Below are 14,353 nucleotides of genomic sequence, written 5' to 3'. Positions count from 1 at the left end.
CACACGCCCGCACGAGCGGGCCCGAGCGAGGGCGATCTCACACCCGGCGCGAGCAACCCGACAATTCCCCCCGCCCGATCGGTACCATCACCCCATGTGATCACCGTCGCCACCTGGAACGTGCTGCATCGCATCCACGCCGACAACTGGGGCGGGTTCGGCGGCGACCGCTGGCCCGACGAAGCCGAACGCGTCGCCGCCGTCACCGAGACGGTCGCGGGCCGCGCCGAACACATCATCGCGCTCCAGGAAGTCAGCGGCGATCTGCTCACCAGCCTGCGCCTGGCGCTGCCCGACCGGTCCGTGCACGCGCTGCGCTATCCGCGCGTGCCCATTCCGCGCCGGCGCGCCGCCGACCTCGTCGATCCCGCCGAGTATCTCGTGCTGCTGGTGGACGGTCCCGCGAAAGAGGTGGCCGCCGCGCCGTTTCCGGACGACCCGGGCAACGGCGCGATCACCGTGCACGCGTCGGGCTTGCGCGTCACCGCCACCCACATCACCGGGGACCGGCGCGGCCGGGGCCAGATCGCCTCCCTCGCAACGCAAGACGATCCCGTGGGCCGCCCGACCGTACTGCTCGGCGATTTCAACACCGACCGCGCCGGCGTGGCGGACGCCCTCGGCCCCGAATTCACCCTCGCGCCGATCGACGAGACCGGCCTGCCCACGCGCCCGCGCACCAGCGGCCCCAAATCGCAGTTCATCGACCACATCGCGGTGCGCGGCGCGCACGTGGGCGCCGCCGTCGTCGAAGACGTGAAGGGCCGCTCCGATCACAACCTGGTGCGCGCGGTCATCGAGACCCGGCCCTCGGCGAATAGTTAAGCATTCTCATTTCAGAGTGTTCGGTACCTTGGAGGGCGGATCCATCCCGCACCGCCCTCCGAAAGGACGCGCTCCCTTGGCAATCCACGCGGCGACCACGGCACCCCACCCCCTCCCGCACGGAGCCCGCTGATGTTCGCGCGCTGGGGGGATCTCGTCTTCCGCCTGCGATTCGGCGTGCTCGGCGCCGTCATCGCGGGCCTGCTCACCCTCGGCTTCTACGGCATCGGCGTCGAGAACCACCTCAGCGCCAGTGGATTGGAAGACCCCGGCTCCGAATCCGCGCGCGCCGCACAGCTCAGCGATCAGGCGTGGGGCCGCGACCATGAATCCGACGTCCTGCTGCTGTTCACCGCCCCGGAGGGCGCCACCGTCGACGACCCGGCCTTCGCCGACAAGGTCATCGAACACCTCGACGCCCTCCCCCGGGAACACCCCGACCAGATCACCGGCGTCAACGGCGCCTACTGGCCCACCGAGACCGGACGTGTCAGCGGCGCCATGTTCGCCGACGACAGCCGCACCCACGCCTTCGCCTCCCTCGCCATCCGCGGCGACAACGACACCGAGATCATGCGCAACTACCGGGACGTCGAGGACGCGCTCACCCTCACCGGAGTCGACATGCAAGTGGCCGGGCTGCAACCGATCGCGGTCACCTTGCAGGACACCCTCACCGACGACATCAAACGGGTCGAAGTCCTCGCCCTGCCCGTCGTCGCGGTGCTGCTGTTCTTCATCTTCGGCGGCGTGGTCGCCGCCGCACTCCCCCTCGCCATGGGCGTGCTCACCATCGCGGGCGCGAACGGGATCATCCGGTGGCTCACCACCGTCACCGACGTCAACATCCTCATCACCGGCGTCGTCTCCATGATCGGCATCGGGCTGGCCATCGACTACGGACTGTTCATCGTCAGCCGCTTCCGCGAGGAACTCGCCGCCGGACACGACACACCCGCCGCCGTGCGGCGCGCCGTCACCACCGCCGGACGCACCGTGGTGTTCTCCGCCGTCATGATCGTCGCCAGCCTCGGCGGACTGCTGCTCTTCCCGCAAGGGTTCCTGAAATCCCTCGCCTACGGCGCCATCGCCGCCGTGCTGCTCGCCGCGCTCTGCGCCCTCACGATCCTGCCCGCCGCGCTGGGCATCCTCGGGCCGCGCGTGGACATGCTGGGCGTCAAGCGATTCCGGCGCACCAAATCCGCCGCCGAAGTGGAGCAAGGGTTCTGGGCGCGCACCACCGACTGGGTACTGCGCCGCCCCGGACGCGTCGCCGCGCCGATCCTGCTCGGGCTCGTGCTGCTCATCGTCCCCATGAACAACCTCGCCTTCGGCGGAATGAGCGAAACGTACCTGCCGCCGGACAATTCCACCCGCCTCGCGCAAGCCGAGTTCGACGAGACCTTCCCACTGCGCCAACCCGACCCGCTGCAACTGGTCGTGATCACCGAGAACCGCGACGCCATCGGCGATCTCTACGACCTCGTCAACGAAGCGCCCGGCCTCAGAACCGATTTCAGCGTGCCCGCCGACGCGCCCCAGCGCGACGACCTCTACCGCCTGCGCGCCACGCTCGAAGATGCCGACAACGCCGGGCCCACCATCGACTACCTGCGCGCGCTCGACCTCCCCGCCGACGTCACCCTCCTCGTCGGCGGACAACCCGCCATCCAGCACGACACCATCGACACGCTCCTCGAGCGCATGCCGATCATGATCGTCGTGGTCCTGCTCGTCACCACGCTGCTCATGTTCCTCACGTTCGGCTCGCTCATCCTGCCCATCAAGGCCGCGCTCATGAGCGCGCTCGGACTCGGCTCCACACTCGGCATCCTCACCTGGATCTTCATCGACGGGCACGGCGCCGGCCTGCTGAACTTCACCCCGCAACCGATCATGTCGGCGGTGCTGGTCGTCATCATCGCCGTCGTCTACGGACTGTCCACCGACTACGAGGTATTCCTGCTCTCCCGCATGGTCGAGGCGCGAGCGCGCGGCGCCACCACCGCCGAGGCCATCCGCGCCGGCACCGCCCACACCGGCGGCATCATCACCGCCGCGGCCCTCATCCTGCTCGTCGTCACCGGCGCCTTCGCCTTCTCCGACCTGGTGATGATGCAGTACGTCGCCTACGGCATGATCGCCGCACTCCTCATCGACGCCACCATCCTCCGCATGCTCCTCGTCCCCGCCGTCATGCAGATGTTGGGCGACCGCTGCTGGTGGGCCCCGACCTGGATGAGAACCCTCCAGCGCAAACTCGGCCTCACCGAACCCCTCCTCGACGACGAACCCCCCGAACCCCTCACCGTCACCGCCCGCTGAACCCAGCGCGGCCGCCCCGCTTCAGAATCCCTGCGCCCGAATCCACTCCCGCGCAAGCGTCCGATCCGCGGCGGTGATCGAGTGTCCCACCGGCAGCACATAGTGGGTCACCTGAGCACCAGCGCGCCGCAACCGCCCGGCCAACCGCAGCCCGTCCCCAGCCGACCGCCGAACGTCGTTCGCCCCATCGATCATCAGCACGGGCACCCTCGCAAGGTCGCAACCGGGGTCATCGGCAAAAGGCGACAGGGACCGGAACAGGATCGCGCCCGCCAGAAGGCCCGGCTGCGCCGTCAGCAGCGCAGTAGCCATAATCGCGCCATTAGAGAAGCCGACCGCCAAGGGCGCTGGGCCGAGATCGAGGGCGGCGCACGATGTAACGAGCGGCGCCCTACCGGGCTCGGAGGCGGGGAGGTAGCGGTAGACATGTTTCGATGCAGGCATGAGGTAGTCCGTCGGGAGGCGAGTACCGAGTATCGCACCGCTGATCTTCCGCCACCCGGTGGCGTGAGCGCCGGTACTGGTTCGACACCGGCACAGCCGTCGCCATCGACCTCTGACTCCTTCCCCTCTGTGCCGCGTGACCACGGATGTGGGTGAGGGAAAAGGGTTGGTGATATGGGGGTACGGATGGAAGGTGAGATTGCATGGTTAGATGCGCATATCTACGTATCTGGATTGTTTATCACCGACGTCAGGAACCCCCGGGTTTGTTCACTTGCCGGCCGAACTGTCCAGCAACCGCTCACCGCCACTCGAAATCGACTGATCTGATTTTCACTTCTCCCCTCTTCCCGTCCCCCGGACCGTTACAGTGTTCGCCGTGGTCCTCCCCGACCGGCTCCCCTCCCCCGGGACGCCAGCCGGTCCCCGTTCCGGAACAGGAGTGCGATGCGATCACCGACCCGCCGCCAGATTCTCGCCGCCGTCGCGGGTGCCACCGCGGCCGCCCTCGTCGGCATGCCGACGGTGCACGCCAGGCCGGCCCCGCCCACGCGGATCCCGCCGCTCGGTGACGACTTCCTCTGGGGCGTCGCGTCCTCCGGTTACCAGTCGGAAGGCAATGCACCCGACAGCAATTGGTCGCGCTACGTCGCGCAGGGCAAGACCACCGACCCCTACCTCAACACCGTCGACTTCCACGGCCGCTACCGCTCCGACATCGGTCTCGCGGCGCAACTCGGCGTGCGGGTGTACCGGATCGGCATCGAGTGGGCGCGCGTGCAACCGCGCCCCGGCGAGTGGGACGAGAACGGATTCCGCTTCTACGACAACGTGATCGCCGCGATCCGCGCCGCCGGGATGCGCCCGATGCTCACCCTCGACCACTGGGTCTTCCCCGGCTGGCAGGTCGACCGCGGCGGCTGGCGCAACCAGGGCATCGTCGACGACTGGCTCGCCAACGCCCGTCGCGTGGTGGACCGCTACGCCCGGCACGACCCGCTGTGGGTGACGTTCAACGAGCCGCTCATGTACGTGCTCAACGAAGTCCGCCACGGCGGCCTCGGCCCCGCCGACGTCCCCGCCATGCACGACCGGATCGCCCAGGCGCACAACGCGATCTACGACCACATCCACCGCGTACACCCCGGGGCCATGGTGACCAGCAATGTCGCCTACATCCCCGCCGCCGAGGACGTGGTGAACAAGCCGCTCATCGACAAGATCGCCGCCCGGCTCGACTACATCGGCATCGACTACTACTACGGCCTGTCCCCCGACAACCTCAGCGGCACCGCCAGTTTCACCGAGCTGTGGAAGAACCCGCTCCAGCCCGAAGGCATCTACTACGCGCTCGAACACTACGCGCGGGCCTTCCCCGGCAAACCGCTCTACATCGTGGAGAACGGCATCCCCACCGAGAACGGCCTGCCCCGCGCCGACGGTTACACGCGCGCCGACAACCTGCGCGACACCGTCTACTGGCTCCAGCGCGCCAAGGCCGACGGCATCAACCTGATGGGCTACAACTACTGGAGCCTCACCGACAACTACGAATGGGGCTCCTACACACCGCGATTCGGCCTCTACACGGTGGACGTGCTGACCGATCCCACGCTCACTCGCAGGCCGACCGACGCCGTGGACGCCTACAAGGCGCTCATCGGCGCGGGCGGCGTGCCCGCCGACTATCTGCCCACGCGCGCACCGAAGGACTGTTCACTGGTCGACGCGCTCGCCAGCTGCGTCGCACCGCTCACGCTTCCGCGCTGAGTTCCTCGCCCCGCTCGCCCTCGCGATGCGCCCGTGCCACCAGCGCCGACCGCAGGTACCAGAGTCCCGAGGCCTGAGTCGGGTCGAACGCGATGAGCTGACCGATGCGTTTCAGGCGGTAGTCGACGGTGTTGGTGTGCACGTGCAGCATCCTGGCCGTGCGCTGGCGGTTCAGGTTGGTGCCGATGTGCACGCGCAACGTCTCCAGCAGTTCCGGATAGTCGTCGAGCGGGTCGAGCAGCGAGCCGAGGAAATCGCGCGCGGGCCCCGGCCGGGTGAGCTGGTATTCGAGGGCGAGATCGTGGAATCGGTAGAGCCCCGACACGCACTGCATGCGGTGCACCATGTCGAGCAGTTCGTGCGCCTGGTCGGCGGCCTGCGGGATCTCCGCCGACGCGGCCTCGACGGTCGCGACCCGCACCGGCACCTGCGCCGCCTGCGACAGGCGGGTGACCAGATCATCCAGGTCCGCATCGTCCAGCGCGGTGGTGGGGATGAGGATGGTGCCGCCGTCGACGCTCAGCAGCGAGAGCGCGGCGTCCGCGCAGCGCGTGGCCAGTTCGGCCTGTAGTCGGCGTAACTTCCTGCGCGCCACCACTTTCGCGTCGAGGCGCGGATTCCCCTCGTCCTTGTGCGGCGGAATCGACACCGCGAGCACGTGATACGACTCCGCGACCTGGATCCCGCACTCGCGGGCCATGGTCGAGGTGCTGTTGCCGCCGAGCAACGCCGAGGTGAGCGTGTGCACGGCCGTGTGGTGCTCGCTCACCACCGCGCGCAGTTCGCGCACGTACGCGACCGACACGGTGACGTTGATGGTGTCGAGGATGTCCATGAACCGGCGCGCGACGTTCACCAGGCTGCCCTGGTCCTGCGTGGTCGAGTTGGACAGAATCAGATCGAAACCCAGCTTGAAGCCCTCGTGGATGGCGTGCTGGATGGTGTCGATCGGGATACCTTCGCGCGCCCAGCCCGCCGCGGCGGCGCCGACCCGGTCGATGTCCTCGCCGACCTCGTCGCCGTCCAGCATGCGCACGGCGAGTTCGAGACACACCCTGGTCACGGCGGTGACGTCGCCGCTCAGCGCCTCGCCGGGCAAGGTGCCGCAGGGGACGACGTTCTCGATGAAGTGGCCCACCATGCGCTGCGAGAGCATCCTGGTGTCCTTCAGATGCGTCGACACCGGGCGGCCCGAGACCATGAGATCAGGATCGGCCATGTGTGGTGCGGTCATAGCGGTCCTTCCACCGGATACCTCAGCGCACCAACGTAACCGGTCGACACACTATTGTGGAGCCGCCCGGATTCGGTTTGTGAGACTCCAGCGCGGCCACATTTCGATCTTGTGAGTTCCTACAGCGGTTGTTTCGACGATCAACTCTCGAACGTCGGCTTGCCTTCGAGATACGTTGCGCGCACAGGGATATCGGCCAATTCGTCCGGATCCACGATGCGCGGGTCGGCGTCGAGGACGCACAGATCGGCGTACTTGCCGGGCGTGAGGGAGCCGGCGATGTCGTCGGCGAACAACTGGTAGGCGGCGTCGATCGTCTGGGCGCGCAACGCTTCCTCGACGGTGATGCACTCCTCCGGCGCCAGGACACGCCCGCCGCGGGACCGTCGCGTCACCGCGGCGGCGATATTGCGCAGCGGTTCCTCCTCGGTGACGGGGCTGTCGTTGTGGAACGAGATGCGCACGCCGGCGTCCAGCGCGGATCTCGTGCGCACCCAGTGCGCGCCCCGCTCGGGCCCGAACAGATCGTCCACCAGGACATCACCCCAGTAGTAGAGGTGATCCACGAAGAGGCTGCACGCGATGCCGAGTCGCGCGGCGCGCTGGAACTGCACGGCCGTCATCGCTCCGCAGTGCTCGAGGCGCAGCCGGTGGTCGGTGCGCGGATATCGTTGCAGCGCATGCTCGTACACGTCGAGGACAGTGTCGACGCCGAGGTCGCCGTGCACGTGACAGGCGATCTGCCAGCCCGCCGGGTAGTACGCTCCGACGATGCGGTCCAGCTCCTCCTCGGTGTAGTTGGCGTGCCCGCGGTGATCGTGGCCGAGGCCGAGCGCGGCGGTGGCCGGTGTGTTCAAGTACGGGAACGAGGTGTCGATATTGCCCACCCAGGGCGACCCGTCCAGCCACACCTTCATGCCGATCTGGCGAAACATGTCGTCGCCGTTGGTGATCGGGCAGAACGTCTCCCCCATCGGGTTGGCCATCTCGTAGGCGCGCAGCCGCACCTTCCCCCGCCCCTGCTGGTAGAGCGCGGCGGTGAGCGGACGCATCTGTTCCGCGAAAGCCATATCGCTGCACAGGGTTACGCCGCGCGAGGCCAGGTCGGCCTGCTCGCGGGCGAGCAGTTCGGGATCGGTGAGCTGATCGGCCAGGATCGGCGCCACCACCGACAGCACCGCGGGCGCCTCGAATACCTTGCCGGTGAGCAGACCGTGCTCGTCGCGATCGTAGGAGCCGCCCGGCGGATCAGGGACGCCGTCGTCGAGTTCGGCCAGGCGCAGGGCGGCGCTGTTGGCCCAGGCCAGATGTCCGGAGTTCTGCCAGACAACGATCGGCCGGTTCGGGCCGAGTTCGTCCAGCCACGCCTTCGTGGGCTCCGGGAAACCGGTCTGCAACAGAACGTCCACGCCGTAGAAGATCAGCGGACGGCCCGCGGGCGCGTCGGCGACGGCGCTCAGGATCGCGGCATGCGCGTCCTCGGCGGTGGGGCACGTGGTGACCGGCCGGATGTCGACGACGGTGTCGGAGTAGAGCATCTGATCCTGGGTGGGGTGGGTGTGCGCCTCCACGAATCCCGGCAGGAGACAGCGTCCGGCCAGGTCGATCACGTCGGTGCCGGGACCGCGCAGCCGCAGCACCTCCGCCCCGCCGACGGCGCAGATCCGTCCCCGCTCGACCGCGATGGCGGTCGCGCCGGCGAATTCGGGGTCCATGGTCAGGATCGGGCCGCCGGTGAAGATCAGGTCGGCTGTGCTCATCGACACCTCCGTGCACGCGGGTTGTTCAGCGGGGGAACGGCTTTGCCACTGGATTGCGAAGAGCTTGCGAGTACCGACGATACCGCCGCGAAGTCGGCTTCATGGGCAAGATCAGCGTTTGCTGATCATTTACTTTCATCCCCGATCACCTCCGGTTCCGCAACTGAAACCCGTTCTAGACATTTCTTCACATTTGTCTTACCGTCGATATATGACAGCTGGTGTGTCCCACGAGTCCGCGTTCGAGCTCCGGTCCGGCGAGTCGTGGCGCGAGCCCTGGCCGATGTACACGTGGTTGCGCGATCACGATCCGGTGCACCACGCCGTCCCGCCCGGACGACCCGACCAGGACTACTACGTGCTGTCCCGGTTCGCCGACGTGTACGACGCCGTCCGCGACGCCGAGACGTTCTCGTCGGCGTCCGGCATCACCGTCGACTACCACGACCTCGACAAACTCGGCCTCGGCGACAACAAGCCGTTCGTGTTCACCGACGCGCCCGACCACACCGTGTTCCGCAGGCGGGTGGCCAAGGGGTTCACGCCGCGCCAGGTCGAAGAGATCCGCCCCGCGGTGCGGCGGTTCGTGGTGGAACGGCTCGAGCGGCTGCGCGCGGCCGGTGGCGGTGACATCGTCACCGAGCTGTTCAAGCCCTTGCCCACCATGGTCGTCGCGCACTATCTCGGTGTGCCAGAAGCGGACCGGGCCGAGTTCGACGGCTGGACCGACGCGATCGTCGCCGCGGGCTCGGTCGGCGACGTCGCCTCGGCGCAGCAGGCGGTCGGCGAGCTGATGGCCTACTTCACCGCCATGATCGAACGCCGTCGCACCGAACCGGCCGACGACACCATCAGCCACCTGGTCGCCTCGGGCCTCGGCGGCCCCGACGACATTCCCGGCCTCCTCCAGATCCTGGGCTTCGCGTTCACGATGATCACCGGCGGCAACGACACCACCACCGGAAACCTCGGCGGCGCCGTGCAATTGCTCACCGTGCACCGGGATCAGCGGCAGCGTTTGATCGACGATCCCGGGCTCATCCCCGACTCCGTGCCCGAGTTCCTGCGGCTCACCTCCCCCGTGCAGAACATGGCGCGCACCGCGACCCGCGACGTGCAGATCGAGGGCGTGACCATTCCGGCCGGGCGGCGCGCGCTGCTGCTCTACGCCTCGGCCAACCGGGACGAACGCGAATTCGGCCCGGACGCGGGCGAATTGGACGTCACGCGCAAGCCGCGCACCATTCTCACCTTCGGCCACGGCAACCATCACTGCCTCGGCGCGGCCGCCGCCCGCATGCAGGCCACCATCGCCCTGCAAGAGCTGCTGGCCCGCTGCCCGAATTTCGCCGTCGATCTGGACGGCATCCGCTACGCGGAGGGCAACTACGTGCGCAGGCCGGTCAGCGTTCCGTTCGTGGCGGACGCGTGAGCGCGCGCGGGCCGGCGACGAGCGGAGGCCGGGCATGAGTGGCTGGTTGGCCGACGAGCGCAGCACGCTTGCGGCACAACGCATTCTGGACGCCGCGGCGGAACTGTTCGCCCAGCAGGGCGTCGCCGAGACGCAGATGGCCGATATCGCGGAGGCGGCCGGATGCTCCCGGGCGACGCTGTACCGGTACTTCGAGAACCGGCAGGCGGTGCGGTTGGCGTTCGTGCACCGCGAGGCCCGGCGTCTGGGGGCGGCGGTCGCGGCCGAAGTGGGCGGGATCGCCGATCCGGGTGAGCGGGTGGTGGCGGCGGTGCTCGCCGCCGTGCGCGCGGTGCGGGCCGATCCGCTGCTCATCGCCTGGTTCCGGCCCGCCGACGCCGGAGTGGCCGTCGAGATCGGACAGTCCTCGGCGGTGATCGAAGGATTGACGGCCGCGTTCCTGCCGGAGGAACTCGGCACCCGGGAGGATCGCACGCGCTGGGCACGCTGGCTGACCCGGTTGATCGTCTCGCTATTGACCGTGCCCGGCGTGGACGACAGCGACGAGCGCGCGATGCTCGAGCAGTTCCTCGCGCCGCTGTTCGTGTCCCGCTGACCGTGCGAAAGGCCGTGGATACCAACGAGATATCCACGGTCTCCACGAGCCGAAGCCGCCGGGACTAGGTGCCGGCGGTCGCCTTCTCCTCGACGGCGTGCCCGTGCTTTCCGGAACCCCACCCCACGTGCGCCTCGGCGCGCATCCGGTCCACCATGTGCGGGTAGTGCAGCTCGAAAGCCGGTCGCTCCGAACGGATCCGGGGCAGCTCGTAGAAGTTGTGCCGCGGCGGCGGGCAGGTGGTGGCCCACTCCAGGGAGTTCCCGTAGCCCCACGGGTCGTCGACCGTGACGACCTCGCCGTACCGGTAGCTCTTGAAGACGTTCCAGAGGAACGGCAGCAGCGACGCGCCGAGGATGAACGACCCGATGGTCGACACCGTGTTCAGCGTCGTGAAGCCGTCCGACGGCAGGTAGTCGGCGTAGCGGCGCGGCATCCCTTCGTTGCCCAGCCAGTGCTGCACCAGGAACGTGGTGTGGAATCCGATGAAGGTGGTCCAGAAGTGCCACTTGCCGAGCCGTTCGTCGAGCATGCGGCCGGTCATCTTCGGGAACCAGAAGTAGATCCCGGCGTAGGTCGCGAAGGCGATGGTGCCGAAGAGCACGTAGTGGAAGTGCGCCACCACGAAGTAGGTGTCGGACACGTGGAAGTCCATCGGGGGCGAGGCCAGGATGACGCCGGACAAGCCACCGAACAGGAACGTCACGATGAAACCGATGGAGAACAGCATCGGCGTCTCGAAGGTCAGGTGCCCGCGCCACATGGTGCCGATCCAGTTGAAGAACTTCACGCCCGTCGGAACCGCGATGAGGAAGGTCATGAACGAGAAGTACGGCAGCAGTACCGCACCGGTGGCGAACATGTGGTGTGCCCACACCGCCACCGACAGCGCGGCGATGGCCAGGGTCGCGTACACCAGCGTGGTGTAGCCGAAGATCGGCTTGCGCGAGAACACCGGGAAGATCTCGGACACGATGCCGAAGAACGGCAGCGCGATGATGTACACCTCGGGGTGCCCGAAATACCAGAACAGGTGCTGGAACAGGATCACCCCGCCGGTGGCCGGGTCGTAGATGTGTCCACCCAGATGCCGGTCGTAGGCGAGCGCGAACAGCGCGGCCGTGAGAATCGGGAAGGCCAGCAGGATCAGCACGCTGGTCACCACGATGTTCCAGGTGAAGATCGGCATCCGGAACATGGTCATGCCCGGAGCGCGCAGGCACACCACCGTGGTGATCATGTTGACCGCGCCGAGGATGGTGCCCAGACCCGACACCGCCAAGCCGAGGATCCACAGGTCCGCGCCGACGCCCGGGGCGTGGACGATATCGCTGAGCGGCACGTAGGCCGTCCAGCCGAAGTCGGCCGCGCCGCCCGGGGTGACGAAGCCCGCCGTCGCCATCGACGCACCGAACAGGTACAGCCAGTAGCTGAAGGCGTTCAGGCGCGGGAACGCCACATCGGGCGCGCCGATCTGCAAGGGCAGGACGATATTGGCGAATGCGAACACCACGGCGGTCGCGTAGAACAGCAGCATGATCGTGCCGTGCATGGTGAACAGCTGATTGAACTGCTCGGTCGAGAGGAACTGCATCCCCGGGCGCGCCAGCTCGCCGCGCATCAGCAGCGCCATCAGCCCGCCGATGAGGAAGAACGACATCGACGTGAACAAGTACATGGTGCCGAGCACCTTGGGGTCGGTCGTCGTGACCAGCTTCAGGATGAACGACCCCTTGGGGCCCGTCCGCGCCGGGAAGGGTCGTACCGCCTCGAGTTCCGGCTCCGGCCTGGGAGCTACGGCTGTCACCACATTCTCCTCGTCGCGCGTCGAAATCCGGTCCGTAGCCCGCGACCGCCTCGCGGAACCCACGATGAACGACGCAGAGCATACGCCGGGCAATTGCGCAAGGCCTTCGATTCGGGCACCTTGCCGCCGTGTCGTTACCCCCGCCGGAAACGGCCGTTACCTGCGCGAATGTGAATCGGAAGCTTTTGTCTCAGCGCGGATCCCGGGTGCGGACGAGGGCGAAACACCGTCGTGATCGCGGTTTCGCGGACACGGCGACAGTACTGGGCTATCGTCTCCGTCGCATGGCCGTCGCACTCGGCGCCACGCGCCCCCTGCGGGTCGGCGGCCATGTATCCACGCTCCCCCGCCGGCGTTGTGCGGCAACAAGATCGGGTTCGGCGTCCGCCGCGATCGCCCGTGGCCCGCGCGCGCATCCTCTAGACTCGGGCCGTGTCGCTGTCGCCGTCCGCCGAGTCGCCGCCCACCGGCGGCAGGCAGGCGCGCTGGCAACCGCACAACGACCGCCGCCGCGAACGCATCGTCACAGCGCTGATCGAGCTCATCGAGGAGACACCGCTCGGCGTCGAGGTGCCGATGCAGCGGATCACCGAACGCGCCGGACTCTCCAAATCCGTGGTGTACCGGCAGTTCTCGGGCCGCGACGACCTCGACCGGCGCACCAGGACCGCCATCGGCGACCAGTTCACCGACGATATCGACACCGCCCTCGACATCAGCGACGGCTCCATCCGCGCCATCCTGCACCGCACCATCGGCGCGGTGGTGGACTGGATCGACCGGCACGCCCGCCTCTACGACTTCCTGCGCCGCGGCCCCGCGCTCGGCGACCCCGACGACGTGGACGCGGCCAGCAGCCTGAAGGATCGCATCGCCGCGCGCACCAGGCAGCTGGTCTCCGGGCTGGCCGGGGTGATCGGCGTGGTGGACGAGCCGGTCGCCGACACCATGACGTTCGCGATCGTCTCCATGACCGAGGCCACGGTCTCGCGCTGGGCGCGCTCCCCCGACCGGGCCATGGACCGCGACACTCTGGTCGGGGAACTGTCCGCCTACGCGTGGAGCGTGATCGACGGTGTCGCCCGCGCGCACCGGCTCGCCCTCGATCCGGACGAGCCGCTGCTCGCGGTCCTCAGCCGCCTCGCCGACGCCGACGGCTGAGCGTCAGGCGGCCCGGCGTTCCGGCTCGCTGCGGTAGCGGGCGAGATCGCCGTCGATGCGCAGCATCCGCCACACCCGCTTGGCGACCGGATTCATCAGGCCCAGATCGGTCGCCAGCCTGCGGATGTCGCCGAAGTAGCCGGACAGGATGCGCCGCTGGTGCGGCCCGTCCCAGAACGCCTCGCGCCACACCTGGGCCGGGATGTCGAACTGCTTGGCGAACGACCGCGACGGTGCCATGATCTCCCCGGCCAGCCACCGCATGGCCAGCGGGAATGCCAGCGAGCACACCGCGCGCCCCGCCGGATTCATGCGCTCCAGGTGCGCGGCGAGGAATTCGTTGGCGAAGGAGATGTGCCTGGCCTCCTCGGCGATGTGGATCTCCATGGCCCGCAGCACCGCGGGCGGGATGTTGCCGCCGTCGCGGATGATCGCCTTCTGGTAGTGGTCGATCGGCTCCTCGCCGCCCAGGATGCCGATGAACAGGATGACGTGCGCGTACCCGCCCGCCACGCCGATCAGCGGCGAGAGCGCGCGGAACAGCGGCCGCATACCGGGCACGTCGTCACCGATGCGGTTCACCAGCTCCTGGAACATCTGGATGTGGTTGCACTCTTCGGTCATCTCGTGCAGGCAGTACCGGAACTCCGGGGAGCCGTTGGGCAGCTTCATGATGTACTGCATCATCCCGCGGATCAGCACGCTCTCGAAGGCCGCGCCGACCTTGATGACGTTGGCGGTGCGCCAGCGGCCGATCTCGATCTGCCGCTGCCGCGGCAGCGAGCGGTACCACTCGGTGGCGCCGAGCGGATCGAACTCCGGCGACAGGACCCACCGGGGATCGTCCCGGTCGATCGCGAATTCCGGTCCGTCCCAGTCGATGTCCAGGTAAGGGTCGAACTTCCGGTGCACCGAACCGTCGGACAGGGTCGCCAGGGTATCCCAGTAGGCCTGGTCGAACAGTCGGTTGCGAACCGATTCGGACAGCGTCATCGATGCC

General features: G+C 68.1%; 11 protein-coding genes. 6 read left to right on the top strand and 5 right to left on the bottom strand.

The window, feature by feature from the left end; translation table 11 throughout:
• Nucleotides 1-96 precede the first annotated feature (96 nt).
• Nucleotides 97-825: an endonuclease/exonuclease/phosphatase family protein gene (locus tag DFR74_RS07180; RefSeq protein WP_067501835.1), complete on the top strand. Its 729-nt coding sequence runs from the start codon at nt 97-99 to the stop codon at nt 823-825.
• A 132-nt stretch (nt 826-957) separates the two neighbouring features.
• Nucleotides 958-3,150 (top strand): MMPL family transporter, encoded by a 2,193-nt coding sequence (locus tag DFR74_RS07175; RefSeq protein WP_067501837.1) that lies wholly within the window; start codon nt 958-960, stop codon nt 3,148-3,150.
• 21 nt (nt 3,151-3,171) lie between these two features.
• Here the strand turns inward: DFR74_RS07175 and DFR74_RS07170 are convergent, their stop codons facing one another.
• Nucleotides 3,172-3,462: an alpha/beta hydrolase gene (locus tag DFR74_RS07170; protein ID WP_147265755.1), complete on the bottom strand. Its 291-nt coding sequence runs from the start codon at nt 3,460-3,462 to the stop codon at nt 3,172-3,174.
• A 579-nt stretch (nt 3,463-4,041) separates the two neighbouring features.
• Here DFR74_RS07170 and DFR74_RS07165 point away from each other — a divergent pair.
• Nucleotides 4,042-5,364 (top strand): family 1 glycosylhydrolase, encoded by a 1,323-nt coding sequence (locus tag DFR74_RS07165; RefSeq protein ID WP_067501843.1) that lies wholly within the window; start codon nt 4,042-4,044, stop codon nt 5,362-5,364.
• On the opposite strand, the gene DFR74_RS07160 is transcribed toward DFR74_RS07165, so the two are convergent.
• The gene (locus DFR74_RS07160; RefSeq protein WP_067501846.1) at nt 5,348-6,598 is read right to left on the bottom strand and encodes a PucR family transcriptional regulator; all 1,251 of its coding nucleotides are present in this window, start codon (nt 6,596-6,598) and stop codon (nt 5,348-5,350) included. The two genes, DFR74_RS07165 and DFR74_RS07160, sit on opposite strands and share 17 nt — an antisense overlap.
• Before the next feature lie 140 nt (nt 6,599-6,738).
• Nucleotides 6,739-8,358 carry an amidohydrolase gene (locus tag DFR74_RS07155; RefSeq protein WP_067501849.1) on the bottom strand — a complete coding sequence of 540 codons (1,620 nt, stop codon included), beginning with the start codon at nt 8,356-8,358 and terminating at the stop codon, nt 6,739-6,741.
• Nucleotides 8,359-8,569: 211 nt separating this feature from the next.
• On the opposite strand from DFR74_RS07155, the gene DFR74_RS07150 reads away from it, so the two are divergent.
• On the top strand, nt 8,570-9,790 hold the full coding sequence (locus DFR74_RS07150; RefSeq protein ID WP_067501852.1) for a cytochrome P450: 1,221 nt from the start codon (nt 8,570-8,572) through the stop codon (nt 9,788-9,790).
• Nucleotides 9,791-9,824: 34 nt separating this feature from the next.
• Nucleotides 9,825-10,385, top strand: coding sequence for a TetR/AcrR family transcriptional regulator (locus DFR74_RS07145; protein WP_067501854.1), 561 nt, complete (start codon nt 9,825-9,827; stop codon nt 10,383-10,385).
• A 64-nt stretch (nt 10,386-10,449) separates the two neighbouring features.
• On the opposite strand, the gene ctaD is transcribed toward DFR74_RS07145, so the two are convergent.
• A complete protein-coding gene (gene ctaD, locus DFR74_RS07140) occupies nt 10,450-12,192 on the bottom strand; it encodes an aa3-type cytochrome oxidase subunit I (protein WP_067502163.1) in 1,743 nt (580 codons plus the stop codon).
• A gap of 432 nt (nt 12,193-12,624) precedes the next feature.
• On the opposite strand from ctaD, the gene DFR74_RS07135 reads away from it, so the two are divergent.
• Nucleotides 12,625-13,353, top strand: coding sequence for a TetR/AcrR family transcriptional regulator (locus DFR74_RS07135; RefSeq protein WP_084537227.1), 729 nt, complete (start codon nt 12,625-12,627; stop codon nt 13,351-13,353).
• Nucleotides 13,354-13,356: 3 nt separating this feature from the next.
• Here the strand turns inward: DFR74_RS07135 and DFR74_RS07130 are convergent, their stop codons facing one another.
• A complete protein-coding gene (locus tag DFR74_RS07130; protein WP_067501857.1) occupies nt 13,357-14,346 on the bottom strand; it encodes an AurF N-oxygenase family protein in 990 nt (329 codons plus the stop codon).
• Between the last annotated feature and the right edge of the window lie 7 nt (nt 14,347-14,353).

Source organism: Nocardia puris (assembly GCF_003315035.1).
GTDB lineage: Bacteria > Actinomycetota > Actinomycetes > Mycobacteriales > Mycobacteriaceae > Nocardia > Nocardia puris.
Note: the sequence above shows the minus strand (reverse complement) of the source record. Positions and strands in the feature narration are given on the sequence as shown.